The organism is Nocardioides sp. NPDC127503, assembly GCF_040302165.1.
Lineage (GTDB): Bacteria > Actinomycetota > Actinomycetes > Propionibacteriales > Nocardioidaceae > Nocardioides.
In genome coordinates, this window is record NZ_JBEORH010000007.1 from 244,123 (window position 1) to 270,854 (window position 26,732).

The 26,732-nt window shown below is 69.7% G+C and carries 31 protein-coding genes and 1 riboswitch; of the genes, 14 read left to right on the forward strand and 17 right to left on the reverse strand.

The window, feature by feature from the left end; genetic code table 11:
• The first annotated feature begins 31 nt into the window (after positions 1-31).
• Positions 32-141: riboswitch (TPP riboswitch) on the forward strand.
• The 7 genes from thiE to thiC all read left to right on the forward strand — a co-directional run bounded on the left by thiE (position 135) and on the right by thiC (position 5,948).
• A complete protein-coding gene (gene thiE, locus ABTW65_RS17710; RefSeq protein ID WP_350662365.1) occupies positions 135-740 on the forward strand; it encodes a thiamine phosphate synthase in 606 nt (201 codons plus the stop codon). It overlaps the preceding riboswitch by 7 nt.
• Positions 740-1,768, forward strand: coding sequence for an FAD-dependent oxidoreductase (locus tag ABTW65_RS17715; protein ID WP_350662367.1), 1,029 nt, complete (start codon positions 740-742; stop codon positions 1,766-1,768). The genes thiE and ABTW65_RS17715 overlap by 1 nt, the downstream gene beginning before the upstream one ends.
• Entirely contained in the window at positions 1,765-1,965 is a 201-nt protein-coding gene (gene thiS, locus ABTW65_RS17720) for a sulfur carrier protein ThiS (protein WP_350662369.1), read from the forward strand. The genes ABTW65_RS17715 and thiS overlap by 4 nt, the downstream gene beginning before the upstream one ends.
• Complete coding sequence (locus tag ABTW65_RS17725; protein ID WP_350662372.1) at positions 1,962-2,741, forward strand: thiazole synthase; 780 nt, start codon at positions 1,962-1,964, stop codon at positions 2,739-2,741. Before thiS ends, ABTW65_RS17725 begins: the two co-directional genes overlap by 4 nt.
• Entirely contained in the window at positions 2,738-3,328 is a 591-nt protein-coding gene (locus tag ABTW65_RS17730) for a thiamine phosphate synthase (protein ID WP_350662374.1), read from the forward strand. The genes ABTW65_RS17725 and ABTW65_RS17730 overlap by 4 nt, the downstream gene beginning before the upstream one ends.
• On the forward strand, positions 3,325-4,263 hold the full coding sequence (gene thiD, locus ABTW65_RS17735) for a bifunctional hydroxymethylpyrimidine kinase/phosphomethylpyrimidine kinase (RefSeq protein ID WP_350662376.1): 939 nt from the start codon (positions 3,325-3,327) through the stop codon (positions 4,261-4,263). Before ABTW65_RS17730 ends, thiD begins: the two co-directional genes overlap by 4 nt.
• Positions 4,260-5,948, forward strand: coding sequence for a phosphomethylpyrimidine synthase ThiC (gene thiC, locus ABTW65_RS17740; protein ID WP_350662378.1), 1,689 nt, complete (start codon positions 4,260-4,262; stop codon positions 5,946-5,948). Before thiD ends, thiC begins: the two co-directional genes overlap by 4 nt.
• A gap of 63 nt (positions 5,949-6,011) precedes the next feature.
• On the opposite strand, the gene ABTW65_RS17745 is transcribed toward thiC, so the two are convergent.
• On the reverse strand, positions 6,012-6,911 hold the full coding sequence (locus ABTW65_RS17745; protein ID WP_350662380.1) for an NAD(P)-dependent oxidoreductase: 900 nt from the start codon (positions 6,909-6,911) through the stop codon (positions 6,012-6,014).
• 127 nt (positions 6,912-7,038) lie between these two features.
• Between ABTW65_RS17745 and ABTW65_RS17750 the strand changes: the two genes are divergently transcribed.
• The 4 genes from ABTW65_RS17750 to ABTW65_RS17765 all read left to right on the forward strand — a co-directional run bounded on the left by ABTW65_RS17750 (position 7,039) and on the right by ABTW65_RS17765 (position 11,476).
• Positions 7,039-7,710, forward strand: coding sequence for a DUF1707 SHOCT-like domain-containing protein (locus ABTW65_RS17750; RefSeq protein ID WP_350662382.1), 672 nt, complete (start codon positions 7,039-7,041; stop codon positions 7,708-7,710).
• Between the two features lie 69 nt (positions 7,711-7,779).
• Positions 7,780-8,460 (forward strand): DUF1707 SHOCT-like domain-containing protein, encoded by a 681-nt coding sequence (locus ABTW65_RS17755; protein ID WP_350662384.1) that lies wholly within the window; start codon positions 7,780-7,782, stop codon positions 8,458-8,460.
• Positions 8,461-8,580: 120 nt separating this feature from the next.
• Positions 8,581-10,302 carry a sulfatase-like hydrolase/transferase gene (locus ABTW65_RS17760; RefSeq protein ID WP_350662387.1) on the forward strand — a complete coding sequence of 574 codons (1,722 nt, stop codon included), beginning with the start codon at positions 8,581-8,583 and terminating at the stop codon, positions 10,300-10,302.
• Positions 10,303-10,405: 103 nt separating this feature from the next.
• Positions 10,406-11,476, forward strand: a complete 1,071-nt coding sequence (locus ABTW65_RS17765; protein ID WP_350662389.1) for an ABC transporter ATP-binding protein — start codon at positions 10,406-10,408, stop codon at positions 11,474-11,476.
• Position 11,477: 1 nt separating this feature from the next.
• Here the strand turns inward: ABTW65_RS17765 and ABTW65_RS17770 are convergent, their stop codons facing one another.
• From ABTW65_RS17770 to ABTW65_RS17825, 12 genes are all read right to left on the reverse strand, one after another.
• Positions 11,478-12,455: a cytochrome c oxidase assembly protein gene (locus ABTW65_RS17770; protein WP_350662584.1), complete on the reverse strand. Its 978-nt coding sequence runs from the start codon at positions 12,453-12,455 to the stop codon at positions 11,478-11,480.
• A gap of 34 nt (positions 12,456-12,489) precedes the next feature.
• The gene (locus ABTW65_RS17775) at positions 12,490-13,155 is read right to left on the reverse strand and encodes a TetR/AcrR family transcriptional regulator (protein ID WP_350662391.1); all 666 of its coding nucleotides are present in this window, start codon (positions 13,153-13,155) and stop codon (positions 12,490-12,492) included.
• Positions 13,156-13,158: 3 nt separating this feature from the next.
• Positions 13,159-14,082, reverse strand: coding sequence for an alpha/beta fold hydrolase (locus ABTW65_RS17780; protein ID WP_350662393.1), 924 nt, complete (start codon positions 14,080-14,082; stop codon positions 13,159-13,161).
• Positions 14,083-14,102: 20 nt separating this feature from the next.
• The gene (locus tag ABTW65_RS17785) at positions 14,103-14,606 is read right to left on the reverse strand and encodes a hypothetical protein (RefSeq protein ID WP_350662395.1); all 504 of its coding nucleotides are present in this window, start codon (positions 14,604-14,606) and stop codon (positions 14,103-14,105) included.
• Positions 14,603-16,393 (reverse strand): alpha/beta hydrolase, encoded by a 1,791-nt coding sequence (locus ABTW65_RS17790; protein WP_350662396.1) that lies wholly within the window; start codon positions 16,391-16,393, stop codon positions 14,603-14,605. Before ABTW65_RS17790 ends, ABTW65_RS17785 begins: the two co-directional genes overlap by 4 nt.
• On the reverse strand, positions 16,390-16,695 hold the full coding sequence (locus ABTW65_RS17795; protein ID WP_350662398.1) for a hypothetical protein: 306 nt from the start codon (positions 16,693-16,695) through the stop codon (positions 16,390-16,392). Before ABTW65_RS17795 ends, ABTW65_RS17790 begins: the two co-directional genes overlap by 4 nt.
• Positions 16,692-17,159, reverse strand: a complete 468-nt coding sequence (locus ABTW65_RS17800; protein WP_350662400.1) for a hypothetical protein — start codon at positions 17,157-17,159, stop codon at positions 16,692-16,694. Before ABTW65_RS17800 ends, ABTW65_RS17795 begins: the two co-directional genes overlap by 4 nt.
• Before the next feature lie 182 nt (positions 17,160-17,341).
• Positions 17,342-18,361, reverse strand: a complete 1,020-nt coding sequence (glpX, locus tag ABTW65_RS17805) for a class II fructose-bisphosphatase (protein WP_350662402.1) — start codon at positions 18,359-18,361, stop codon at positions 17,342-17,344.
• A 43-nt stretch (positions 18,362-18,404) separates the two neighbouring features.
• On the reverse strand, positions 18,405-19,103 hold the full coding sequence (locus ABTW65_RS17810; RefSeq protein WP_350662404.1) for an ATP-binding cassette domain-containing protein: 699 nt from the start codon (positions 19,101-19,103) through the stop codon (positions 18,405-18,407).
• Positions 19,100-19,861 carry an ABC transporter permease gene (locus ABTW65_RS17815; RefSeq protein WP_350662406.1) on the reverse strand — a complete coding sequence of 254 codons (762 nt, stop codon included), beginning with the start codon at positions 19,859-19,861 and terminating at the stop codon, positions 19,100-19,102. The genes ABTW65_RS17810 and ABTW65_RS17815 overlap by 4 nt, the downstream gene beginning before the upstream one ends.
• Before the next feature lie 58 nt (positions 19,862-19,919).
• Entirely contained in the window at positions 19,920-20,669 is a 750-nt protein-coding gene (gene modA / locus ABTW65_RS17820) for a molybdate ABC transporter substrate-binding protein (RefSeq protein ID WP_350662408.1), read from the reverse strand.
• 2 nt (positions 20,670-20,671) lie between these two features.
• Entirely contained in the window at positions 20,672-21,061 is a 390-nt protein-coding gene (locus ABTW65_RS17825) for a TOBE domain-containing protein (protein WP_350662410.1), read from the reverse strand.
• A 107-nt stretch (positions 21,062-21,168) separates the two neighbouring features.
• On the opposite strand from ABTW65_RS17825, the gene ABTW65_RS17830 reads away from it, so the two are divergent.
• A complete protein-coding gene (locus ABTW65_RS17830; RefSeq protein ID WP_350662413.1) occupies positions 21,169-21,792 on the forward strand; it encodes a DUF4245 family protein in 624 nt (207 codons plus the stop codon).
• Between the two features lie 110 nt (positions 21,793-21,902).
• Here ABTW65_RS17830 and ABTW65_RS17835 read toward each other — a convergent pair whose 3' ends face one another.
• Both ABTW65_RS17835 and xseA read right to left on the reverse strand, forming a co-directional pair.
• The gene (locus ABTW65_RS17835) at positions 21,903-22,100 is read right to left on the reverse strand and encodes an exodeoxyribonuclease VII small subunit (RefSeq protein WP_350662415.1); all 198 of its coding nucleotides are present in this window, start codon (positions 22,098-22,100) and stop codon (positions 21,903-21,905) included.
• Positions 22,093-23,340, reverse strand: a complete 1,248-nt coding sequence (gene xseA / locus ABTW65_RS17840; RefSeq protein WP_350662417.1) for an exodeoxyribonuclease VII large subunit — start codon at positions 23,338-23,340, stop codon at positions 22,093-22,095. Before xseA ends, ABTW65_RS17835 begins: the two co-directional genes overlap by 8 nt.
• Positions 23,341-23,528: 188 nt before the next feature.
• Between xseA and ABTW65_RS17845 the strand changes: the two genes are divergently transcribed.
• Entirely contained in the window at positions 23,529-24,527 is a 999-nt protein-coding gene (locus ABTW65_RS17845; protein WP_350662419.1) for a 4-hydroxy-3-methylbut-2-enyl diphosphate reductase, read from the forward strand.
• Between the two features lie 33 nt (positions 24,528-24,560).
• Positions 24,561-25,190 (forward strand): L-threonylcarbamoyladenylate synthase, encoded by a 630-nt coding sequence (locus ABTW65_RS17850; RefSeq protein WP_350662421.1) that lies wholly within the window; start codon positions 24,561-24,563, stop codon positions 25,188-25,190.
• Here ABTW65_RS17850 and ABTW65_RS17855 read toward each other — a convergent pair whose 3' ends face one another.
• Both ABTW65_RS17855 and ABTW65_RS17860 read right to left on the reverse strand, forming a co-directional pair.
• Entirely contained in the window at positions 25,191-25,634 is a 444-nt protein-coding gene (locus ABTW65_RS17855) for a DUF6542 domain-containing protein (RefSeq protein WP_350662423.1), read from the reverse strand.
• A gap of 4 nt (positions 25,635-25,638) precedes the next feature.
• Positions 25,639-26,730 (reverse strand): DNA recombination protein RmuC, encoded by a 1,092-nt coding sequence (locus ABTW65_RS17860; RefSeq protein ID WP_350662425.1) that lies wholly within the window; start codon positions 26,728-26,730, stop codon positions 25,639-25,641.
• Between the last annotated feature and the right edge of the window lie 2 nt (positions 26,731-26,732).

Consider the following 26,732-nt stretch of genomic DNA (forward strand, 5'->3'; position numbering starts at 1 on the left):
GTGCGCGCTCGGGGATGCGCGCTATGGTCGGAGACGTCCACACGGGAGTCCGCGGCAGCGGGCTGAGAGGGAGCTGGAGCCGCTCCGACCGTTACACCTGATCCGGATCATGCCGGCGAAGGAAGTGATTGGTTGTGCTTCTTCCACGTATTTTCTGCCTCGTCTCGGCGAGCGATGACCTCGCCCTGCTGCCCGCCTTCGCCGAGGCCGGTGTCGCCGGCTTCCAGGTCCGCGACAAGGCCGCGACCACCCGGGAGCTGCTCGCGCTGACGGCGGCCGTGATCGAGCGGGTGGGGGCGTACGACGCCTGTGTGGTCGTCGACGACCGGCTCGACGTGGCGCTCGCGGCCGGTGCGCACGGTGTCCACCTCGGTGCCTCCGACCTCCCGCTGGCCGAGGCCCGGCGGATCGCCGACGCCGTCGCTCCGGGGCTGATCGTCGGCGCGACCTGCCGAAACCGTGCCGCCGTCGAGGCGGCTGCCGCCGCGGGCGCGGACTACGCCGGCTTCGGGCCGGTCTTCGCCACCACCTCCAAGGCCGGGCTTCCCGACCCGCTGGGCGTCTCCGCGGTCTCCGACGCTGCCGGTGTCCTCCCGCTGATCGCGATCGGCGGGATCTCGACGGCGTCCGCCGGGGCCGTACGCGCCGCCGGCGCTCACGGGGTCGCCGTGATCGGCGGACTCTGGCGACAACCCGACCCACTTCAGGCAGCGAAGGAGCTCGTGGAAGCCGTCGGCTGATGCGGGTGCGGATCCTCGGTGCCGGGATCGTCGGGCTCTCTGTTGCCGACGAGCTGATCCGTCGTGGGCACGAGGTCACGGTGGTCGATCCGGCGCCGGGCTCAGGGGCGTCGTACGCCGCGGCCGGCATGCTCAGCCCGGCCGGTGAGGCCTGGTACGGCGAGGAGGAGCTGACCCGGCGCTGCCTGACGTCCCTGGCGCTCTGGCCCGACTTCGCCGCTCGGCTCGGGGTGCCCGTGCACACCCGCGGGACCCTGCTGGTCGGCGTCGACGCCGGGGACGTCCAGCAGGTCGAGCGGCAGCTCGCGGTGCTCGACCTCGCCGGGGTCTCCTACGAGAGGCTCGTACGCCGCGAGCTGCTCGCCCGCGAACCCGGGCTCGGCCGCATTGCCGGCGGGGCCTTCCTCGCCGAGGACCATTCGGTCGATCCGCGTGCGGTCGTCGTGGCCCTGCTCGAACGTGTCGGGGACCGTGTTGGTCTCGACGAATCCGCTGGTCGAGCCGGTGTCGATACCAACACGGTCACCGTCATCGCGACCGGAGCCCAACTGCCCGCTCCGTACTCCTCCCTCATCCGCCCGGTGCGCGGGGACGTGGTGCGCGTGCGGACGCAGGAGCCCGTGGAGCGGACGGTGCGGGCCTGGGCGCACGGCGAGCAGATCTACGTGGTGCCGCGGATAGACAGCGACGAGGTGGTCATCGGGGCCACCACCGAGGAGCGTGACGGTCCGCTGCTGCCGACCGTCGAGGGCGTGTGGCGGATGCTCGACTCCGCCCGCCGGGTCGTGCCGGCGCTCGACCGCGCAAGCGTGGTGGAGGTGACGTCGCGGGACCGCCCGGGCACCGCCGACAACCTCCCGCTGGTCGGTCCGACCCACGAGCCGGGGGTCGTTCTGGCCGCGGGTGCCTACCGCAACGGGGTCCTGCTGGCGCCGCTCATCGCGCAGCTGGTGGCCGATCACATCGAGACAGGGTCAGTGGAGCCCGCGGTCGATCCGCGCCGGTTCCGGATGAAGGAGGACGGATGAAGATCACCGTGAACAGCGAGCCGGCGGAGGTCAGCGGCACCGTTGCCGACCTGCTCGAGGCACGTACCGGCGACCGGCGGCCGAGCGGCATCGCCGTCGCCGTGGACGAGGAGATCGTGCCGCGCGACGACTGGGCGCGCTGGCAGCTCCAGGACGGTCACGTCGTCGAGATCGTGACGGCGGTGCAGGGCGGATGAGCAGCATCCCCGAAAATGGGCTCAGGATCGCCGGGCGGGAGCTCTCCTCGCGCCTCTTCCTCGGCACCGGCGGCCTGCCCAACCTGGCCCTGCTCCCTGGCGTCATCGACGCTGCCGAGCCCGGTCTGGTGACGGTCTCGATGCGGCGTACGTCCTCGACGGCGTCCGGGGGCCTCCTGGAGACGTTGCGCGCGGCGGAGGTGCCGATCCTGCCCAACACCGCGGGCTGCCTCTCGGCACGCGAGGCGGTATTGACCGCCGAGCTCGCCCGCGAGGCGCTGGAGACGGATTGGGTCAAGCTGGAGGTGATCGGTGACGAGACCTCGTTGATGCCCGACGCCGTCGAGCTCGTCGAGGCGGCCGAGCAGCTCGTGCGCAAGGGCTTCACGGTCCTTCCGTACGCCACCGACGACCCCGTCCTCGCCCGCCGGCTCGAGGACGCCGGCTGCGCGGCGGTGATGCCGCTCGGCTCGCCGATCGGGTCGGGGCTGGGACTGCTGAACCCGTACGCGATCGAGGCGGTCGTCGCCGCGGTGTCCGTGCCGGTCGTGCTCGATGCCGGTGTCGGGACGGCCTCGGACGCGGCGCTGGCGATGGAGCTCGGCTGCTCCGCGGTCCTCGCCGCCACGGCGGTGACCCGCGCCGACGACCCGGTCGGGATGGCTCGCGCGCTGCGGTTGGCGGTCGAGGCCGGGCTCACCGCCCGCGGTGCCGGCCGGATCCCACGGCAGGCGGTCGCCCGGGCCTCCTCGCCGATGGAGGGCCGGATCGCATGAGCGCGCTACCGCGACTGCTCGTCCTCACCGACCGCTCCCAGCTGCCGCTCGGCCGCAGCCTGTTCGCGACGATGGCAGCGTGCGCCGAAGCGGGCCTGACCCACGTCGTACTCCGGGAGCTCGACGAGCCCCTGGAGCATCGAGCAAAGCTGGCCGAGCTGCTCACCGGAATCGGCCTGAACGTGATCGCCGCCCACACGCCTCTACCCGCCGCAGTGGGCCTGCACCTGCCCGCCTCCGCGAGCTGTAACACGTCGTCCGTAGGACTACCCCGCGGCCGCAGCTGCCACAGCGCCACCGATGTCGCCACCGCCGCCGAGGAGGGGTTCGACTACGCGATGCTGAGTCCCTACGCGCTGACCGAGTCCAAGCCCGGCTACGGGCCGCCGCTCGGGCCGGAGGCGTTCGGCGACCTGCCGCTCCCGACGTACGCCCTGGGCGGGATCACCCCGGACAACGCCGCCGCGGCGGTGGCGGCCGGGGCCCATGGGGTGGCCGTGATGGGCGCGGTGATGCGGGCGGAGGAGCCGGCCGAGGTCGTACGTGACCTGCTGGCCGCCCTCGGCACGACGGCGGTGACGTCATGAACCCGCCGGTCGCGCTCACCGTCGCGGGCACCGACTCCGGGGGAGCGGCGGGTACGGCGGCCGATCTGGCCACCTTCGCCGCGCTCGGGGTCCACGGAGCCTGCGTGATCACCGCCGTCACTGCCCAGGACACCACCGGGGTCAGCGACATCCACGCCATCCCGATCGCCACCGTCGAGGCTCAGCTCCACGCCGTCTTCGACGACCTCCCCGTCGCGGCGGTCAAGACCGGCATGCTCGGCAGCGCCGCGGCGGTCGAGCTCGTCGCGCGTCTCAGCGCCGACCGGCCGCTCGTCGTCGACCCCGTCCTGGTCGCCACCTCCGGCGCGGTGCTCGGCGGAGAGGACGTACGCCGCGCCTACCTCGACCACCTGCTCCCCGTCGCCACCGTCGTCACCCCCAACCTCGACGAGGCCCGGGCGTTGCTCGGCCGCGACCGTTCGCCAGCCGAGGTCGCCGCCGACCTCGCCGCCGACCTCGCCGCCGACCTCGCCGCCGACCTCGCCGCCGACCTCGCCGGTCGAGCCGCCGGAGCCGCTAGGCGGAGGCGTGTCGAGACCAACACGGTCGCTGACGAGCGCAGACAGGACCGTGTTGGTCTCGACACGCTCGCTGGCGCTCGCGGCTCGACCAGCGGGGCGGCCGTGATCGTCACCGGAGGCGACCCGGATGCAACCGGGACATGCACGGACTGGCTCGCCGAGCCGGGGAAATCGCCGATCCCACTCACCCATCCCGCCGTCCCCACGAGCAACGACCACGGCACCGGCTGCACCTACAGCTCGGCCCTGGCGGCCCACCTCGCCCACGGCGCCTCGCTGCGCGAAGCGGCGGAGCAAGCGGCTGCGTACGTCACCCGACAGCTCACCAGAAGCCAGCACTGGACTCTCGGCCGCGGCCGAGGACCGATCGCCCACATCAAGGAGACCGCATGACCGTCCACCCCGCCCACACCCGCCTCGAGCTCGGCGACCTGAAGGTCCCGGTGACCCGGGTCGCGCTCACCAACGGCGAGACCTTCGACCGCTACTGCACCGAGGGCCCCGGCTCCAGCCCGGAGCAGGGCCTCCCGCCGCGTCGCGACGAGTGGATCACCGAACGAGGGGACACCGAGACCTACGAGGGCCGCCGGACCGAGCTGCTGGACAACGGCAAGGCAGCCGTACGCCGCGGCGAGGCCCGCCAGGAGTGGCAGGGCGAGCGCCGAGCGCCGCGCAAGGGCGAGAACGTGACCCAGATGCACTACGCGCGCCAGGGCATCATCACCAAGGAGATGGCCTACGTCGCGGTGCGCGAGAGCTGCGACCCCGAGCTGGTCCGCGAGGAGGTCGCGGCGGGCCGGGCGATCATCCCGAACAACGTCAACCACCCCGAGTCCGAGCCGATGATCATCGGCAAGCGGTTCCTGGTGAAGATCAACGCCAACATCGGCAACTCCGCGGTCACCAGCAGCATCGCGGAGGAGGTCGACAAGCTCACCCACGCGATCACCTGGGGTGCCGACACGGTGATGGACCTGAGCACCGGCGACGACATCCACACCACCCGCGAGTGGATCCTGCGCAACTCACCCGTCCCGATCGGCACCGTCCCGATCTACCAGGCCCTGGAGAAGGTCAACGGCGAGGCCGACAAGCTGACCTGGGAGGTGTTCCGGGACACCGTCATCGAGCAGGCCGAGCAGGGCGTCGACTACATGACGATCCACGCCGGCGTACTCCTCCGCTACGTCCCGCTCACCGCCAACCGCGTCACCGGCATCGTCAGCCGGGGCGGCTCGATCATGGCCGGCTGGTGCCTCGCGCACCACCAGGAGAGCTTCCTCTACACCCACTTCGACGAGCTCTGCGAGATCTTCAAGCAGTACGACGTCGCCTTCTCCCTCGGCGACGGCCTCCGCCCGGGCTCCACCGCCGACGCCAACGACGAGGCTCAGCTCTCCGAGCTGCGGACCCTCGCCGAGCTCACCGAGAGGGCCTGGGAGCACGACGTACAGGTCATGGTCGAGGGCCCCGGCCACGTCCCGCTCAACCTCGTGGAGGAGAACGTACGCCTGCAGCAGGAGTGGTGCCACGGCGCGCCGTTCTACACGCTGGGCCCGCTCGCGACCGACATCGCGCCCGGCTACGACCACATCACCAGCGCCATCGGCGCGGCCACGATCGCGATGCACGGCACCGCGATGCTCTGCTACGTCACCCCCAAGGAGCACCTCGGCCTGCCGGACAGGGACGACGTGAAGACCGGCGTGATCACCTACAAGCTCGCCGCTCACGCCGCCGACATCGCCAAGGGTCACCCCGGCGCCCGCGACCACGACGACGCGCTCTCCAAGGCTCGGTTCGAGTTCCGCTGGCGTGACCAGTTCGCCCTCTCGCTGGACCCGGTCACCGCGGAGAGCTTCCACGACGAGACCCTGCCGGCCGAGAACGCCAAGACCGCCCACTTCTGCTCCATGTGCGGCCCGAAGTTCTGCTCGATGAAGATCAGCCAGGACGTACGCGACCGCTTCGGCGGAAAGGACGGCGCGTCCGCCGAGGAGATCGAGGCGGGGATGCTGGAGAAGTCGAAGGAGTTCGCGGCGGCGGGGAGCCGCGTGTATCTCCCGCTCGCCGACTGATCCGACTCGACAGTGCCCTGGCCAACCGACGGCCAGGGCACTGTCGCGGCAACTACCCGTCGGCTACCCCTCGGCGCGCAGGCTCTCGACGACCCGGGGGAGCCCCTCCGAGCCGTACCCCGCATCGACCTGCCTGCTGATCAGCGCCTGGACGGCAGCGATCGGGGCGGGATCGATGCCCTGCTCCTCGCTGGCCCGCACGATGTGCGAGAGGTCGGAGAACTCCAGGCTCTGCTGGCCCGCGACGGTGTAGTCGCCGCCGTCGATGACCTTTGCGTAGCCGGCGAGCTCCTCGGTCATGGCGGCGAGGAACGCGGCCTGCCGGGCGGCGAAGTCCGACGCGCTCATCCCCATGGTGGCGACCATCGCGGCTCCGTGGAAGAAGCCCGTGAACATCTGGTACATCCCCGACAGCATCGCCAGATCCACCAGCGATGCCCGACCGGCGTCCTCGCCGTGGAACTCGCTCGTGGCCCAGACGTCGAGCGTCGGCAGGAGGGCGTCGTACGCCTCCCGCGAGCCGCTGTAGAAGATCTGACCCGCGCGGGATCCGATCATGGCGGGCACGGCCATGATGGCGCCGTCGAGGTAGTCGATGCCGTGCTCGGCCGCCCAGGCAGCGAGCGCACGAGCCTCGTTCGGTGTCGTGGTCGTGACGTTGACCAGGGTGCGGCCGCGCAGTTCAGCGGCGGCCAGCCCGAGAGTCTCCTCGACGGAGGAGTGATCGAGCAGGCAGGCGATGACGACGGGGCTGGCCAGCACCGCCGCGGGGATCGAGTCCGCGGCACCGGCGCCGCGGGCCACCACGTCCTTGGCACGGCCAGGCGTGCGGTTCCAGACGGTCACGGAACGGTCGGCGTCGAGCAACGCGGTCGCCAGGGCGCTGCCCATCGCGCCGAGGCCGAGGACGCTGATGTCGGTCGAGGGGGTCGAGTTTCTATCGGTTTCTGACACGTCATCCATGCTGGAGGACGTCGTCGCGCTGCGGGAGTACGCACTATTTACTGGGGTACGCACCAATCGGTCAGTGCCCGGTCTCAGGGTTGAACCTGAGAGACGCGCGACACCTACGCCGATAGCATTCAGGATCATGGGACTCCCTGAACCGCACCCCGGCCAGCCACGCCGAGCCGACCTGCGCGTCAGCGATGCCGACCGCCACGCGGTGGCCGACATCCTGCGCGAGGCAGCGGGCGAGGGTCGCCTGGAGATCGACGAGCTCGAGGAGCGGCTCGAGGAGACCTACAAGGCCAAGACGTACGCCGACCTGGAACCGATCACGCAGGACCTGCCGGTCGCCGGGCAGGCACCGGTGATGCCCGCTGCTGCGCCGGCCGCCGGCGCGGTGCCCGTCGTCTACAGCGAGGGCGATGCGAGCGACAGCGCCAGCGCGTTCCTCAGCAACGTCGAGCGCAAGGGCGTGTGGGTGGTTCCTCAGCAGTTCTCGGTCCACGCGGTGCTGGGCGACGCCAACATCGATCTGCGCGAGGCGCACTACTCAGCTCGTGAGGTGGTCATCAACGCGACCTCCGTCCTGGGCAGCGTGAAGGTCACCGTCCCGCCGAACGTGCACGTGATCGTCGAGGGCAACGGCGTCCTCGGGGAGTTCAACGAGCCGTCCGCGAAGGTGCCCGAGGCGCTCACCGCGGACTCCCCGGTGGTGCGGGTGCGCGGCCTCGCGGTGCTGGGCGACGTGACCGTCAAACGCCGGGGTCCGCGCCCCCCGAAGCGCACGCTGAGGCAACACCTCGGTCTCGAGTGAATGCCATCGGGGCCAACAAATTTCACCGTGTTGAGGCACGCCTGCCATACCCCCACTACCATTCGCCCCATGGGAACGACCCCCGAGCCATTTCGCGGCCAGAATCCTGATCCGAACCTCCGGATCAGCGATGCCGACCGCCACAAGGTGGCCGACATCCTGCGCGAGGCCGCGGGCGAGGGCCGCCTGGAGATCGACGAGCTCGACGACCGCCTCGAGGCGACCTTCAAGGCCAAGACGTACGCCGACCTGATCCCGATCACCGTCGATCTGCCGGCGGTGGGCACCCCGGCGCCGCCGGTCCCGGTGTCCAAGCCCGCCACCGGGAACAGCCCGGCGGTCTTCGCCGCCAACCCGATCGAGAGCCAGCTCTACGTCGCGATCATGAGCGGCGTCGACCGGCGCGGGGTCTGGACGGTGCCGGCGACCGGCAACGTGATCGCCCTGATGGGCGGCGCCGAGCTCGACATGCGTCAGGCGCAGTTCTCCGCGCAGGAGACCGTGATCTATGCCAACGCGATCATGGGCGGGGTCAACATCACCGTCGGCCCCAATGTCCAGGTCGTGATGCAGGGAGTCGGGATCATGGGGGGCTACGTCGGTCCGCGCGGCATCGAGCCGACCGGCGGTCCGGTGCTGCGGGTGAAGGGCCTGGCGCTGATGGGTGGCGTCACCGTCATCCGCAAGCCGTTGAAGGAAGCGAAGGGCTCGCGGCAGCTGAGGATGCCGCCGCCGCACGAGCTGCACTGAGCAACACATCTCGGGGGATGGTCCGCTCCGCGGACCGATTTTGTCGTGCCTGGAACTCAGGCACTAACCTCACCTGAACAAGATATTGTGTAGTTACATAATAGACAAAGGAGTCTCGGGATGAAGCCGAAGTGGAGCGCACTGCTGGGCGCCGCACTCCTGGCCGTCGTGGCCCTGATCGCCGGGCTCCTGGTCCTCGGACCGAAGACGGTCGCCGCCGGCTCTGCCGCGGCCGACCCGTCGGCCGCGCCGGTCGAGGACGCCGCGGAGCTGGCCGCGACCACCGACGAGCGCCCCAACATGGTGCTGATCCTGATGGACGACTTCTCCCTGGAGCTGCTCCGCACGATGCCGGAGGCGACCAGGATGGCGGCCGAGGGCGCGACGTACCAGAACTCCTTCGTCATCGACTCGCTGTGTTGCCCCTCGCGCGCGGCGCTGTTGACCGGGCAGACGCCGCACCACACCAAGGTGCTCACCAACACCCAGAACGACCCGGAGCACCCGGTCGGCGGCTGGGCGGCGTTCCAGCGCTACGGCAACCTCGAGAAGCAGTTCAGCATCGGGCTCCAGGAGGCCGGCTACACGACCGGGTTCGTGGGCAAGTACATCAACGCCTACGAGGCCACCCTCGGCGCCGACGGCAAGCGCGTCCCGCCGCCCAAGGTGCCCGGCTGGGACTCCTGGAACGCGCTCCTCGGCGGCGCGTACGGCGGCTGGGGCTACCAGAGCACCTTCCTCGACGGCAACGGCGCGGTGCAGCTGCGCAACCATCCGCGACCGCCGACCTCGGCCAGCACGGCCGTGAAGGACGCCGGGTACGCCGGCAACGTCACCCGCGACTACGCCCTCGACTTCATCCACGAACACCGCGACGACGAGGAGCCCTACTTCCTCGAGATCGCCGCCTACGGGCCCCACTCACGCCTCGGCCACCACTACCCGGGCCTGGACACCTGGTTCCCGCCCGCGTTCGCCGACCAGGCGCCCGCCGGCGACCCCGCGGGCGGCAACTGCGGCCGGGTCGAGTGCGCCGACCTGACGCTGACGGACCTGGCTGGCTACGGCGACGACCGCTGGGACAACGCGCCGACCTACCTCGGCCGTGGGGGACGTACGTTGCAAGCTCCTGCCTGGCGCACCAACAAGGTCACGCTGAGCGACGAGACCGCGCTGAGCCAGTACCGCGACCGCGCCCGGATGGTGCAGTCGATCGACCGGATGATCGCCCAGGTGCGGGAGGCCGCCGGTGAGGACACCTACATCGTGCTGACCTCCGACAACGGATTTCACCTGGGCCAGCACCAGCTCAACGGCGGCAAGGGTGCTCCGTACGACTCCGACACCCGCGTCCCGCTGGTCGTCGTCGGCCCCGACGTGGTGCCCGGCAAGCGCAGCCAGTTCGTCAACAACATCGACCTCGCGCCGACGTTCCTCGACATCGCGGGCGTCCCGACCCCGTCGTACGTCTCCGGGAGCTCGTTCGCGGAGACCCTGAGCCGGCCGCGGCTGCCGGGTGGGCGGTACGCCTTCTTCGAGCACACCTACGCCAGGTCGCATCCCGGCGAGGTCGACCTCGACAAGGGCTCGGGCGGCACCATCGACATCATCCCGTCCTACATCGCGGTGCGCGGCTCGCAGGGGCTGCTGGTCCGGTTCGACCTGGACAAGTCGTGGAAGGGCACCGACTACGCCTACGAGCTCTACCGCTACGACCGGCCGTGGGAGGACCGCAACGTCTTCGCCGAGGATCACGCGAAGCCGTACGCCCGCGACCTGATGCGCAGGTTGAACGCCTACGAGGGTTGCGCACCAGCTGTGTGCCGGGCTTTGACCCGCTGATAACTGATCTGGGCTATGGTGTCTCCGCCGAGGAAATGTGTCCTCGGTCACTTCACAACGGATCGTCCGGCACGTACCTGCCGGTGAAGGAGACAACGGAATCATGGCAACAGTTACGTTTGAGAAGGCGCAGCGTTGGTACGCGGGCGCGAACGAGCCCGCGGTCAAGGGCATCGACCTCGAGATCCAGGACGGCGAGTTCATGGTGCTCGTCGGCCCGTCCGGATGCGGTAAGACCACCACCCTGCGCATGCTCGCCGGGCTGGAGGAGGTCAACTCGGGCGCCATCAAGATCGGCGACCGCGAGGTCACCAACGTGGCCCCCAAGGACCGCGACATCGCGATGGTCTTCCAGAACTACGCGCTCTACCCGCACATGAGCGTCGCCGAGAACATGGCGTTCTCGCTGAAGATGGCCAAGGTCCCGAAGGCCGAGCGTGACAAGCTCGTCGCCGACGCCGCCAAGACCCTGGGCCTGACCGACTACCTCGACCGCAAGCCGAAGGCGCTCTCCGGCGGTCAGCGCCAGCGTGTTGCCATGGGCCGCGCGATCGTCCGCCAGCCGCAGGTCTTCTGCATGGACGAGCCGCTGTCCAACCTCGACGCCAAGATGCGCGTGCAGACCCGCACCGACATCGCCAAGCTCCAGGCCGACCTCGGCATCACCACCGTCTACGTCACCCACGACCAGGTCGAGGCCATGACGATGGGCGACCGCGTCGCGGTGATGAACAACGGTGAGCTGCAGCAGGTAGCCACCCCGCTCGAGCTCTACCGCAAGCCGGTCAACCTCTTCGTCGCCGGCTTCATCGGCTCTCCGCAGATGAACCTCATCAAGGCCACCGCCGCCGACGGCGGCGCCAAGATCGAGGAGTACGTCGTCCCGGTCGGCGCCACCGACCTTCCCAAGGAGATCACCATCGGCGTGCGCCCGGAGAGCTTCCGGATCGTCGGTGAGGGCGAGGGCGGGCTGCCGGTGCAGGTGACCGTCGTCGAGGAGCTGGGCTCCGACTCCTACGTCTACGGCACCAGCGACGTCGAAGGTGTCCCGTCGACCCTGATCGTCCGGGTCTCCTCCAAGGACCACGTCGGCAAGGGCGACACGATCTACGTCACCACCGACCCCGAGGACGTCCACGTCTTCGACACTGAGTCGGGCCTGCGCGTCAACTGACTCAGTGGTGCTGGTTCATTCTGGCCAGCATCGCGTTGTAGGCATCGAGGGCCTCGTCGCTGTCGGGATCCACGGATCCCGGCTCGGCGGGGCCCTCAGTCGTTCCGCGGGCGCTCTCCTCGGCGAGCCGGCTGCTGCGTACGCCATCGAGGAAGCGGCCGGTCATCTTGGCCCGGCGCTCGGGTGAGGAGACGACGGCGATGACCAGGCCGATGGCGAGCAGCATCATGCCGCCGTCGCCGCCGGCCCACATCAGGCCGCCGGCGGTCTGGATGTCGCTCACCGCGTCGAGCGCCCACTCGGGCCGGGCGCCGGAGTAGACCGGGTAGAGGTCGCGCTCGGTCTGCAGCATCACGATCCCCACGATCGTGTCCGGCACCATGCCGACGACGAGGAGCGCGATCCGGCCCAGGTAGGGCAGGTCGGGGCGTACCTTCTCCTCGCCGATCGCGCCGGTGAGGAAGAGGAAGCCGGCGACGACGTAGAGCACCTGCTCGCCGACCATCAGCGGCGTGCTCTCCGCCATCGAGTCCATGAACCCGGACAGGTGGGTGCCGATGATGACCACCGAGTAGAGCAGGGTGCCGGTGACCGGGTGGATCAGGATGGTGACCGGGAGCGAGCGCATCGCCCGCTCGGCCCGTGGGCCGGTCTCGGCGATGACGGTGAGCGGGTGCCCGAGCACCAGGAGCGTGGGCACGACCATGATCAGCGTCAGGTGGAGCACCATGTGCATCCAGGCCAGCGCCATCGCGTAGCCGTTGATGGCCGAGGCGACCACGACGTACATCAGGGCGAGCCCGGTCAGGAACGACGCCACCCGCCAGCCCTTGACCGTCGAGGCCGGACCGGCGGCGTTGCGGAGCGTGAGATAGCCCGCGGCGAGGATGACCACGGCGAGCAGCCAGCCGGGCTGGAGACTCCAGGTGGTGAAGAACTCGGACCAGCCGAGCGCGGGCAGCGAGCCGTGGTCGTGCATGGTGCTCACGGTATCTCCGGGCCGCGATCTGGGGCTATTTCGGGCGGCTCGTGGGGTCGATCAGGGGGACCAGGAAGAGCCGGGCGAGCGCGCGCAGCTGCGCCTCGTCGTCGATGTCGACGACCTCGCTCGGGGTGACCAGGAACGAGGTCGAGGTGCGGACCATCAGCTCGGCGACGAGGTCGACCTCGACGTCGGCAGGTACGTTGCCGGCCCGCTGTTCACGACGCAGCTGGCCCGCGACGAAGCGCGCGATCGTGGCCACCGTGCGGCCGCCGTCGCCGACGATCGAGTGCACCAGCGAGTCGGTCTCGACGGTGAGCAGGCCACCGATCAGCGGGTTGCCTCGGATCGCCCGCATCGCGCTGGCGAAGCCGATCTCCACCCGCTCAGCGGCGTCGGCGGCATCGGCGATGTCGAGCACGAACTGGTCGAAGTAGCGCCGGAACTCGCGGCGTACGACCTGCTCGACCAGTGCGTCCTTGTTGGCGAAGCGGCGGTAGACGGTGATCCGGGCGACCCCGGCGCGGTTCGCGACCTCCTCCATGGTGGTCCGCCTGATCCCGATCTGGCGGAACTGCTCCGCGGCGGCGTCGAGCAGCTTCGCGGTCACCGCCTCGTCCTCGATGGGCTCGGCGACGTCCGCGAGCGCCCTCGCGAGCATCGAGCCCGACTCGCCCTCGGGGACCGTGGCGCGCATCCGCTACGCGGTGACGGTGCGGTCGGCGGCTCGGTCAGCCGTGCGGCGTACGACCTTGATGAAGGCCGGCCACAGCGCACGGGGCAGGTCGTGGCCCATGCCCTTGAACAGGGTGATCTCCGAGCCGGGGACGGCCGCGGCGGTCGCCCGGCCACCGGAGACGTGGACCATCTTGTCGGTCAGGCCGTGGATCACGCTGAACGGGACCTGGATGCGCCCGAGGTCCGCGGTGCGGTCGGGCTGGGTGAGGACGGCGAGCATCTGCCGCGCGACCGCCGGCCCGTTGACGCCTCGGTTCCAGGTGTCGATCGCCCGCCGGCGTACCTCGTCCTCGGGCTCGGGGAAGCCGGGGGAGCCGATCTGGAGGCCGCCCTTGATCTGACGCTCGATATAGCCCTCCAGGCCGGGCTTCTTGATGACCAGCGCGGGCAGCAGGGTAGGGTGCTGGAAGCCGACGCCGCGACGGCCGGTCGTGGACATCGTCGAGCAGACCGAGCGCACCCGGTCGGGGTGGCGGATCGCGAGGGTCTGGGCGATCATCCCGCCCATCGACACGCCCCACACGTGCGCGGAGTCGATGCCGAGATGGGTCAGCAGCGCGGCCGCGTCGTCGGCGAGGTCGTCCATCGCGTACGGCGCCTGCGTCGGCAGCCCCGCGAACGCCCGAGCCAGCTTCGCGAGCGTGATCCGCTCGTCGGACGGGTGCGGCGAGGAGTGGCCGATGTCGCGGTTGTCGTAGCGGACCACGTAGAACCCGGCCCGGGCCAGCTGCTCGCACAGCTCGGTGTTCCACCAGGTCATCGGACCGCCGAGCCCCATGATCAGCAGCAGCGGATCAGCGCTGGGACTGCCGAACGTGTCGTACGCCAGCTCGACCCCTCCGGGGAGGAAGGCGGTGGACTCGGTCGGCTCGGCGGCGGTGGTCATGTGCAAACTTTACCGGGTCGTCATTGCAGGTCGACCGGTTCACCGACGACGAAGCCGTCCCAGTCGCTCATGTCTTCCTGGTCGATCTCGATCGGGGGTCCCTCAACGACGAGGCCGACCGCCCCGGGGGCATTCGGGTAGGTCTGGAAGTGGGCGGTCAGGTCACCGTGCGAGAGCCGCAGCGAGTTCCCGCTGAACGTCGGGCTGAACTCCTCGAGCTCGTCGCGCAGCGCGTTGAGCGGGTCCTGTTGCTCCGTGACGAAGTCGGCCTGGACGTCGTACTTGTACGACTTGTACTTGTCCGAAACCCCCTTCTGCTCCACGCCGTCGTACGCCTCCGTTGCGTCCTCGGGTGACGTGGCAAGTGTTGTCGAGGCAACGGCCGACAGTTCACGTGCCCACGTGAGTACATCGTCTCGCTGTTGTTCGAGCTCGGAGTAGGTCTTGTCGCTCACTCCGCCACATCCTCCGGTGAGCAGGATCGTCAGTGTCGCCATCACGGCGGCCAGGGTCCGCGCCCTCATCGGCCGTCCGTGTCCGGGCTGGTCGGGCTGCGGTCGCTCTCGGGGTCGACCGGGTCGCGGTACCACGGGTCGTACACCTGCCCGGCGCGCACCACGTCGTCGTACTGCCCGTTGACGATGTGGGCCATGTTGGCGAGTGACTCCGAGTCGTGGTCGTAGTACTTGACGTGGTCGTCGATGTTGGGGATCGACCCCCTGCTGGTGCTCTCGGCCTGAAAGCGTACGGCACCGAAGTCGTCCTCGGCCGGGTTGTGGCCGAGGCCGGCACCGGCCAGCTGGGCGACGGCGCCACCGAGGGGGCCGGTGAGCACACCCGCGCCCAGAGCAGCCGGGCTGACCCAACCCGTCTGCCCCAGCCGGCCCACGAGGTCTTCGCTGTTCGTGCCGACGAAGACATGTCCCGAGCCGACGCCCAGGTCGTCGGCGGAGTCGGCGTCGTCGCCGGCTCCGGGGCTGCCCAGCAGGACGACGTCGTCGACGTCAGGGCGGCCGTCGGTCATCGCGTGCGCGACGGTCGTCGAGCCGTAGCTGTGGCCGATGGCGGTGAGATGGAAGTCGTCGGAACGCATGGCGTTGAGGCCGTCGAGGGTGTCGGCGAGCCGCTCTCCGCCGGCGGTGGCCATGCCCTCACCCGCAACACCGGCCGAGTCGGCTCCGCTGGGCGCGTCATAGCCGATCCAGAACATGGTGGCTGTGCTGGTGCCGCCTTCGAACGAAGCTGCCTGATGGAGGTTGATCACATCCTCGGCATTCGACTGGGACGACTCCATGTCGGTGGTCAAGCCCGGCACACTGACCGATACATTGCGCGCCGTGTCGAGGTCGCCGACTGCCATCGCGACACGCCCGTCGCCGTCAAACGCCATCGGGTCATAGATGTAGACCTGGGCGTCGTAGTTCTCGCCCGTCATCGGGTCCTTGGACCTCTCGATCTTGTCGCGCGCGACATCTGCGGCCTTCGCGTTGTCGTAGCGGGTCTGTTCGTCCTCGGTGCGCTGGTCCTCCGGGATGGCGCCGAGCTCGGCAAGGTCACGGTCGAGCGAGATCGTGTTCGCGTCACTGCGGTCAGCCGCCGGGATGCCGTCGGTGTTCCCCACGATCTCGGGGTACGCGGCGGTCATGCCCGCTCGTTGCTCGTCGGTGAGGCCGTCCCACCAGGCCTTGATCGCCTGAGGGTCCTTGCCGGACGGCATCGAGTCCCTGGCGGCGTCAGCGGGATCGGTGGCCCCGGCGTACTTCTGATCGACCTGCCGCTCGGTCATCGCACCGCGGAGTGCGGCCGCGACCTTCTCCTCGCTGGACTCGAGGTCCTCGGCCCACTTCACCAGATCGGACTCGTACGTCTCGACCTGGTCGGTGCAGCGGTCGCAGTCCGACTTGAGGATCCGTAGTTCGGCCTCGTCGGTGGGCAGCGGGTTCGCTCGAGCGGTGAGCTCGTCGACCTGGCGGGCCAGGCGCTCTCGTTCGCCCTTCAGATCCTGATGACGTTTCTTGAGTTCGACCAGGTCGTCGCCATGGCCGAGGACGGCGTTGGCCGCGGCGCGCAGCGCCAGCGAGCAGGCATCGGCGTGCGTGCCGATGGGGCTGAGCGCCTGTGCGTACGCGGCGGCCGCCTGCCCGTCGAGGAGGCCGGAGTCCTTGGCCTTTCCGCCGACGAACGAGCCGTGGTCGTCGAAGATCGACGACGAGGTACGCAGCGTGGACCCGATCTCCTGCACCTTCTGGCCGTCCGCGGTGAACTCGGGCGTCTCGCTCGGCCTCGGGGGCAGGGAGACGGTGATGGTCACCGGATCTCCTTGATGGTGCTCAGCACCAAGGATGCGTTGATGTCGGTCTTCGCGTCGGTCTCGAGGATGCCGATCGCGGTGCTCCTCAGCCCGTCGGCCTGGGACTCGGCGGAGCGGGCGGACTTCGTGGCGATCGCCTGCCACGCCTCGATGAACTGTCCGACCAGGCTGGCCACGCTCGGCGTGAAACCAGCTGCACCGACACCGTGGATCTGCTTCGCCGCAGCGGTGAGATGGAGATTCTCTGTATCCCACGCGGCAGCCGTGGACTGGACCTTGGCGGGTTCGACGTGCAGCGTCATACCAGCGCCTCCCGCACGTTCGCAGGGGGCCGGAGGGTCCGGCCGGTCACGGTCACCACGAGCCCGTGATGGCTCTCGGACCAGGTGCCGACGACCTGGACGTCCGCTCGTGAAGCAGTCCATCGATGGAACGCCTTCACTGCGACTGTCGAGTGCCACCTCGCGTCCCGGAACGCCTGATCGAGGCCGGCCAGGATCGCGTCGCCGTCGGCGGCTCGAGCCTCGAGCTGGGCCCAGCGACGTACGTTCTCGCTGTTGTACGCCTCCCACCTCGGCCCGTCCGAGGTCGGCTCCGGCACACGTGCGGCGATGGCTGCGAAGGTCGCGTCGACCACCTGCACCGAGCGGCTCAGCTCAGCAGCCGTCGCCTCGGGCAGCGGCTCGGGAGGATCTTCCGGGGGCAGGATCACGATGTCGACGTCCGGGCGACGCTCGTGCAGCGCAGCGAAGAATGGGTCCGTCACGTTGATGCCTCCCCGAGTGACATACACCTGAGACGCTCATTGATGCTCGTGTCGCACCACAAGATAGCAACAAAATGGCACCGCCGACGGTCGCTTCGGCGACGAGAAGCACAACGAGAAGCGCGGCAAGGACCAGGAGGTCCTTGCCGCGCATGTGGTCCGGCGCAAGCGCCGGGCGAGGATCAGAAGTCGATTGCGCTGTACGCCTGGAGCTTGGCGAGCTGGTGCTCCGAGGTGACCTTGCGGATCGTGCCCGAGCGGCTGCGCATCACCAGGGAGTCGGTGACGATGGCGCCGTGGGGGAGGTACTGCACGCCCCGCATCAGGTCGCCGTCGGTGATGCCGGTGGCGACGAAGAAGCAGTCGTCGCCGGTGACCAGGTCGTCGGTGTGGAGCACGAAGTCGGGGTCGAGGTTGTGGCCGGCGTCGAGGGCGCGCTGGCGCTCCTCGTCGTCCTTGGGCCACAGCCGGCCCTGGATGGTGCCGCCGAGCGCCTTCATCGCGCACGCGGCGACGATGCCCTCGGGAGTGCCGCCGATGCCCATCAGCAGGTCGGCGCCGGAGCCGGCGCGGGCGGCCGAGATGGCGCCGGCGACGTCGCCGTCGACGATGAACTTGATCCGAGCACCGGTCTCGCGGATCTCCTCGACCAGCTTGTCGTGGCGCGGCCGGTCGAGCACGATCACGGTGATGTCGGAGGCCTTGGTGTCCTTCGCCTTGGCGACCGCGGCGATGTTCTCGGCGACGGGGAGGCGGATGTCGACGACGTCGGCGGCCTCGGGACCGGTGACCAGCTTCTCCATGTAGAAGACGGCGCTGGGGTCATACATGCTGCCGCGCGGGGCGACCGCCATCACCGCGACGGCGTTGCTCATGCCCTTGGCAGTCAGGGTGGTGCCGTCGATCGGGTCGACCGCTACGTCGCACTCGGGGCCGGTGCCGTCGCCGACGCTCTCGCCGTTGTAGAGCATCGGGGCGTTGTCCTTCTCGCCCTCGCCGATCACGACGGTGCCGTTCATGGCGACCGTGGAGATCATCGTTCGCATCGCGTTGACCGCGACACCGTCGGCGCCGTTCTTGTCGCCACGCCCCACCCAGCGGGCGGCGGCCATCGCCGCTGCCTCCGTCACGCGCACGAGCTCCAGGGCCAGGTTGCGGTCAGGAGCGGTGGGGGCGACGCCGAGCGGCTGGGTGTCGTTCATAGGGGTCAATCTATCGGCCGGGCGCGGTGGAGCGGCCACGGTGTCACTTGATCGATCCAGAGACAAGCCTCACAGCGAAACCCGACTGCGGGTCGTTCAGAACCTGCTCGGTGGGGCCGTCCTCGACGATGTGACCATGCTCGATCACCACCACCCGGTCGGCGAGCGCACGGGCGTCGGCCGCGTCGTGGGTGACGATGATGGCGGTCCTGTCCTCTAGGGCGGTGCGCAGCGTCTGCCTCAGTGCGGGACGTACGTCGACATCGAGCGATGCCATCGGCTCATCGAGCAGGAGCAGCTCGGGGTCCGCGGCCAGGGCCCGGGCCACCGCCACGCGCTGGGCCTGGCCGCCGGAGATCTCCGTGGGTCTGCGCCCGGCGAGCATCTCGGCGCCCACCTCGGTGAGGTGGCGGGTGGCGAGCTCGTTGGCCTGGCGGCGGTGTACGCCGCGGGCGCGGGGTGCGAAGGCGACGTTGGCCAGCACCGAAAGGTGGGGGAAGAGCAGCGGGTCCTGGGCGAGGAGCGCGATCCCGCGGGCGTGCGGGGGAGTGTGGTCGAGGATGCGGTCGCCGAGGCGTACCTCTCCTTCGTCGGGACGAAGCAGTCCGGCGATCACGCCGAGCATGCTCGACTTGCCGGCGCCGTTGGGGCCGGTGAGCGCTACCGTCTCGCCGGCGGCCACGTCGAGGGTGACGTCGATGCCGCGCTGGGGGATGACAGCACGCAGATGGAGAGAGCTCATAGTGCTCTCCCGTGGCGGGCGAAGCCGATCACGGCGACCGCGACGACGACCAGCACCAGCGAGAGCGCGACCGCCGCGTCGGGGTTGTCGACGCGGAGCAGGTAGACCTGCAGCGGCATCGTGCTGGTCACGCCGGGGAGGTTGCCGGCGAAGGTGATCGTGGCGCCGAACTCGCCCAGGCAGCGAGCGAAGGCCAGGACCGACCCAGAGAGCAGGCCAGGGCCGACCAGGGGGAGGGTGACGCGCCGGAAGACGGTGGTCGGGCGGGCGCCGAGCGTGGCCGCGACCGCCTCGTAGCGGGTGCCGCTGGTGCGCAGCGCGCCCTCGAGGCTGATCACCAGGAACGGCAGCGCGACGAACGTCTGCGCCATCACCACGGCGAGCGTCGTGAACGGGATCTGGATGCCGACCAGGTCCAGCGACTGTCCCAGCAGCCCGCGGCGGCCGAAGGTGTAGAGCAGTGCCAGCCCGCTGACGACCGGGGGCAGCACGAGCGGAAGGAGCACCAGCGAGCGCACCAGCCCCTGGCCTCGGAAGCTGGCGCGGGCGAGGACGGTGGAGAGAGGTACGCCGAGGAGGATGCACAGCGCGGTGCTTGCCACCGCGGTGCGCAGGCTGAGCCAGAGCGCCTCCAGCGCGGACGGCGAGGTGATCAGCGCCGGGAAGCTCGCCAGGTCGACGCGGAGGATGATCGCGACGAGCGGAACGATGATGAACGCCGCGGCGAGGGCCGCCGGGAACCACAGCCAGCGAGGCATACCGACGGACGGACCGGCCCCCCTCTGCCGGTCCGTCCGCCTGGCGGTTCCGAGAAGATCAGGGCTGGCTGAAGCCGGCATCGGTCAGTACCTTCTGCCCGGTCTCGCTCAGCACCAGGTCGACGAACTCCTGAGCGAGGTCGGCGTCGTCGGAGCCGTCGAGGGCGCTGATCGGGTAGGTGTTCACGACCTGGTCGGACTCCTCGAACTCGACGCCGGTCACGGTGTCGCCGGCGGCGGTCACGTCGGTGACGTACACGATCCCGGCGTCGGCGTCACCGGAGGTGACCTTGGCGAGTACGTCGTTGACCGACTGCTCCTCGCTGACCGGCTCGATGTCGACGCCGGTCTCCTCCTCCATCTGGGCGGTCGCATTGCCGCAGGGGACCTCGGCCGCGCAGACCACGACCTTTGTCCCGGCCTTGGCGAGATCCTGGAAACCGGTGATCCCGGCCGGGTTCCCCGGCGGCGTGGCGATCTCGAGCGTGTTGGCGGCGAAGTCCTGCGGGTCGGCGGCCAGGTCGCCCAGCTTGTCCATGTTCTTGGTGTCGGCCGAGGCGAAGACGTCCGCCGGGGCGCCGTCCTCGATCTGGGCCACCAGGTCTGAGGAGCCGCCGAAGCTGGTGGTGACCTTCACGCCGGGGTGGTCCTTCTCGAACTCTTCGGCGAGCTCGGTGAACGTGTCGGTCAGCGAGGCCGCCGCGAAGACGGTCAGCTCCCGGTCCTCCGACCCAGCGCTCGAGTTCCCGCAGCCGGCGAGCGCGAGAGCGGCCGCCACCGCGACGACGGCACCGATTCCACGGTTCATGATCATGGGCGCTCCACGATGACGTTGGTTGACTTGATGGATGCGACCGCGCTGACGCCGGGCTCGAGGCCCAGCTCGATGGCGGCCTCGGCGCTCATCAGCGAGACGATCCGGTAGGGCCCGCAGACCATCTCCACCTGGGCCATCACGGTGTCCAAGGTGGTCTTGGTGACGATCCCGAGCATCCGGTTGCGGGCGCTGACCGCCTTCGCCCGGTCCGGGTTGGGGGCATCGGCCAGCTCGGAGGCCAGCGCGGCCAGGACGACGCCGTCGATGACAGCCCGGCCGTTCTCCGTGCTCGCCTCGATCCGTCCCGCGTCGATCCAGCGGCGCACCGTGTCGTCGCTGACGCCGAGCAGGTCGGCGGCTTCGGCGATACGGTAGGTGGTCACCGGAGGAGTATCGCATCTGCGGAAAAATCTCGCGCTATATGTCCTCATCTGCGGAACGACTGGTCCAGGTTTCGCGGCGTTCGCGGTCGAGTGGGACCATGGAGGGCGTGAGCGACACCGATCAGCAGCAGCCCGCCCAACCGTCGAACCAGTCGGGAAGCGAGCAGCCGGAGACCCCGGCGCGCAGCTACCCGCGTACGTTCGGCGCCCTGATCGGGTCGATGATCTTCCTGCTCGTCCTCGTCGTCCCGATCGTGCTGATCGTGCAGTGGCGTGGCAACCTCGAGCGCGAGGTCAGCGGTGCCAACGAGACCTACAAGGCCGACTGGGCCGAGGCCGTACGCAGTGCCGAGGCCGCCGACCTCGACGTCGTCTACCCGCGCGAGCTGCCCTCGGGCTGGTACGCCAACACCGACCCGTCCTACAAGGGCGGCGAGGAGCCGGCCTGGACCATGTCGTTCGTCAAGGGCGAGACCTCTTACGTCGGCCTGGAGCTCTCGGCCCGCTCGGCGCAGGCCCTGGCCCAGAAGAACGTCGACACCCAGGCCAAGGAGGGCGACGAGGTCACCATCGACACCGACGTCGCCGACACCTGGACCGAATGGTCCGACTCCGACGGCGACACCGGCTACTCGGCCGAGGTCGACGGCCAGACGCTGATGCTCTGGGGCCCCAAGGACGGCGACGTACGCGACTACCTCGCCCTCATCACCACCGAGCCCCTGAAGTAGCGAGACGTCGCCCGCGTCGGTCGAGGCGTCACCTACGTCGGCCGAAGTGGCAACGCAGTGACTTCTCGGCCGACCTGAGTGACGTCTCGGGCGGCGGGAGCGACGTCTCGTCAGTCCTGGATGGCGGCGTCGATCTTCTTCCGGGCGCCGTCGAGCCACTCCTGGCACAGCGTGGCCAGCTTCTCGCCACGCTCCCACAGGGCCAGCGACTCCTCGAGGGTGATGCCGCCGGCCTCGAGCTTGCGGACGACCTCGACCAGCTCCTCGCGGGCCTGCTCGTAGGACAGGTTCTTGTCGTCGTCAGTCATCGGCTACGTCCTTAGTGGGCTCAGTCTTCTCGATCGAGGTGATGGTCGTTGTCAGGCGGCCGTCGGCGAGGCGGATGCTGACCGCCTCGCCCTCGGCGGCGTCGGCGACGCTGGTGAGGACGTGTCCGTCGGCATCCTGGGCGACGGCGTACCCCCGTCTCAGCGTCTCCAGGGGCGATAGTGCGCGAGCGCGGGCGCGATGGTGGCCGATGTCGTCGGCGGCCCGGTCGAGGGCGTGCCCGACGGTGCGCCGGGCACGGTCGCGCAGCGAGGTGACCTCGTCGCGCCGGGCGTCGATCAGCGAGCGTGGGTCGGCCAGCACCGGCCGCGAGCGCAACGCGTCCAGGAGCGTCTGCTCGCGGTGGATCAGGGCGGCGATCCCGCCGCGGAGCCGGTCGCGTCCGGTCGCGACGATCCGCTGCTCCTCGACCACGTCGGGTACGACGAGCTTGGCGGCGTCGGTCGGCGTCGAGGCGCGTACGTCGGCGGCCAGGTCCAGCAGTGGCGAGTCGGGCTCGTGGCCGATCGCGGAGACGATCGGGGTGCGAGCGGCGTGCACCGCACGGATCAGGTGCTCGTCGGAGAACGGCAGCAGGTCCTCGACCGAACCGCCGCCGCGGGCGATGACGATCACGTCGACCTCGGGGTCGCGGTCGAGCCGCTGCAGCTTCTCGACGACGTCGGCTGCGCTGCGCGCCCCCTGCATCGCGGCGTACGCCACCTCGAACCGCACCTGCGGCCACCGCCGCTTCGCGTTCTCGAGCACATCCCGCTCGGCGGCGGAGTTGGCGGCGGTGAGCAGCCCGACCTTGGTCGGCAGGAAGGGGAGCGGCCGCTTGAGCTCGGCAGCGAAGAGCCCCTCGGCGGCCAGCAGTTGCCGGCGCTGCTCGAGCCGGGCGAGCAGCTCACCGAGCCCGACCGGACGGATGTCGCGAGCCTGGAGCGACAGGGTGCCGCGGTTGGCGTAGTAGGACGGCTTCGCGTGGATGATCACCGAGGCGCCCTCGACCAGCGGCGGATTGAGGCTGTCGAGCAGGAAACGGGTGCACGTCACCGGCACCGAGATGTCGGCCACAGAGTCCCGCAGGGTCAGGAAGACGGTCTGCATCCCAGGCCGCCGGCTCATCTGGGCCACCTGCCCCTCCACCCAGACCGCACCGAGCTTGTCGATCCAGCCGCCGATCGCGTTCGCGATCTGCCGCACCGGAGCGGGCGACTCGGGGGAGGTGTCCAACGCCATGGCAGCCACCTTAGTGAGAGCCACCGACATCCGAGCCTTGCCGGCGCTTGCGTCGGGAAACGCGAGGCGATGTCCTGAGCTTGTCGAAGGGAGGTCGAGCGAGCGCGCGGGTGAGCTTGCGAACCCGCGACTGCGGGTCGAGACCCAGCCAAATCGGATCGTCACGCCACGGTCTCTAGACTGAGGGCATGAGCATCGACCTCGGCACCCCACGCCTGATCTCCGACGACGAGAAGGCTGTCCTCCTCGCGGAGCCGCGCGGTTACTGCGCCGGTGTGGACCGGGCCGTGATCACCGTCGAGGAGGCGCTGGACCTCTACGGTGCGCCGGTCTACGTGCGCAAGGAGATCGTGCACAACAAGCACGTCGTCGATGACCTGCGCAACCGTGGCGCGATCTTCGTCAACGAGCTCGACGAGGTGCCCTCGGGTGCGACCGTCGTCTTCTCCGCCCACGGCGTCTCCCCGGCGGTCCACGCCGACGCCGCCGTGCGTGAGCTGAAGACGATCGACGCGACCTGCCCCCTGGTCACCAAGGTCCACCTGGAGGCCAAGCGATTCGCGCGCGAAGGCTACAGCATCCTGCTGATCGGCCACGCCGGTCACGAGGAGGTCGAGGGCACCATGGGCGAGGCGCCGGAGGCGACCACGCTCGTCGAGGGCCCCGGCGACGTACCCAGCATCGAGGTCGCCGACCCCTCCAAGGTCGTCTGGCTCTCCCAGACCACCCTCTCGGTCGATGAGACCATGGAGACGGTCGCCGCGCTCCGGGTGAAGTTCCCCGAGCTGCTCGACCCGCCCAGTGACGACATCTGCTACGCCACCCAGAACCGTCAGCAGGCGGTCAAGGAGATCGGCGGGGCCAGCGACCTGGTCATCGTCGTCGGCTCCGGCAACTCCTCCAACTCGGTCCGCCTGGTCGAGGTCGCCCTCGAGGCCGGCGCCAAGGCCGCCTACCGCGTCGACGACGCCAGCGAGATCGACGAGTCCTGGCTCGACGGCGTACGCAGCGTCTCGGTCACCTCCGGAGCCAGCGTTCCCGAGAAGCTGGTCGAGGGTGTCGTCGAGTTCCTCAAGGAGCGTGGCTTCCCCGACGCCCTGGCGCACAAGAGCGCCGAGGAGTCGCTGATCTTCGCGCTGCCCACCGAACTCCGCAAGGATCTCAAGGCGGCTGCCGCAAGGGGTTGATCCCCGCCCCGTGATGGGCGTTAGGGTCGAGGGGTGGCCCGATTTCTCGACGTACACCCTGACAACCCGCAGTCCCGTCTGATCAGCCAGGTCGTCGATGCCCTGCGTGACGACCAGCTGATCGCGTACCCGACCGACTCCGGCTACGCGCTCGGCTCGCGAATCGGCAACAAGGACGGTCGCGACCGGATCCTCAAGATCCGTGGTCTAGACGACCGCCACCACTTCACGTTGATCTGCAAGGACTTCGCGCAGCTCGGCACGATGGTCCACATCGACAACAGCGCCTTCCGGGCGATCAAGCACGCGACCCCGGGGCCCTACACGTTCATCCTCCCGGCGACCCCCGAGGTCCCGCGACGGCTGATGCACCCGAAGAAGAAGACAGTCGGCGTACGCATCCCCGAGCACGCCGTCGTGCAGGCGCTGCTCGAGGAGCTCGGTGAGCCGCTGCTCTCCTCCACGCTGATCCTGCCCGGCGAGACCGAGCCGGAGGTCTTCGGGTGGAACGTCAAGGAGGCGCTCGACCACCAGGTCGACATCGTCATCGAGGCCGGTGAGACCCCGGCCGAGCCGACCACGGTCATCGACTGGTCCGACGGCGAGCCCGAGGTCATCCGTGAGGGTGCCGGCGACGTTTCCGGGTTCCTGGCCCTGGACTGATCAGGAGGCCAGCGCGCGTTCGCGCTCGACCTCGTCGCGGGTCTCGATGCGTTGTTTCAGGACCCGGCGGCGCATCACCAGGCAGCCCAGGCAGAGGGCGTAGCCGATGAACAGGCTGATCGCGTGATGTCCGAGGCCGCTGACCACGGCCTGGATGAAGCCGTCCCCGGCGTCGGCGATCGACCCGGGTTGGGTCGCGGCCAGCAGGATGAAGATGCCGAGCATGATCAGCGGCGGAAGCACGCCGACCACGAAGAAGTCGCTGGGTCTGACGATCAGCGCGAGCGTCAGCGCGATGGCCACGAAGGTGAAGTCGAAGAGCAGGCCGATCTGGTCGTCGATGAGCAGATCGACGAAGGTGACCGTCAGCGAGGTGGCGGATCCGAGCGCGACAACATGGCGGCCGGACTCGCGTCCTTCCTCCCAGATGGTGCGCTGACTCATGGGGTCACGATCTCTCGTATGCAGCCTGTGTATCCGAACCCACGGTAGGGCCCGGCACACCGTCATTTTCGGCGGCGCGCCGATCATCCTCCCTTACGCTGCTCAGCCTTTCCACAGCGCGTATCTCCACCGGACGCGGCGTCTCGAGTTCATCGTCGGTTACCGATAATTCATTGAAACGACGGGCGGCGACCAGGACCCGATTGTCGAGGGATCCGATCGCCTGGTTGTAGCGGGTCACCGCGGTGTTGAGGGAGCGCCCGATCCCGTCCAGATGGCCCGACATCGTGGACAGACGCTGGTGCAGGTCACGGCCGAGCCGGTGGATCTCCCGGGCCTGCTCGGCGAGCGCCTCGTGGGACCATCCGTGCGCCACCGTGCGCAGCAACGCGATCAGCGTCGTCGGTGAGGCCAGCACGACCCGGCGCTCCGCGGCGTACTCGATCAGGCCGGGCTCGGTCTCCAGCGCCGCCGAGAGGAACGACTCCGCCGGCACGAAGAGGACGACGAACTCGGGCGACTCCTCCAGGAAGCGCCAGTAGGACTTCGAGGCGAGCTGGTCCACATGCGTACGCAGCTGGGCGGTGTGTCTGCGCAGGTGAGCGCGGTAGTCGTCCTCGTTGTCCGCGGAGGCCGCGTCGAGGTAGGCGTCCAGGGGGACCTTGGAGTCGACGACCAGCTCCTTGTTGCCGGACAGGTGCACCACCAGGTCGGGGCGCAGCCGCCCGTCCTCGAGATGGACCTGCTCGGAGAAGTCGCACTTGTCCACCAGGCCGGCGAGCTCGACCGCGCGGCGCAGGTGCATCTCGCCCCAGCGGCCTCTGACCTGGGGCTTCCGCAGCGCCGTCGACAGCGACCGGGTCTCGGTCTGGAGCCGCCCGACCTCGGTTTCGAACTGCCCCTGCCAGCGGGCCCGTTCCCGGTCGAGATGCTGCATCTGGTCGCTGAGCCGGTCGAGCCCCTGCATCACCTCGGCCTGGTCCACCATCCCCGCCGCGACCGTCCCCACGCTCCGCGCCCGCGCCCACAGCACGCCGACCACGACACCCAGGGCAAGACCGATCACCAGTCCGAGCACGAGGATCCAGATCTCCATGA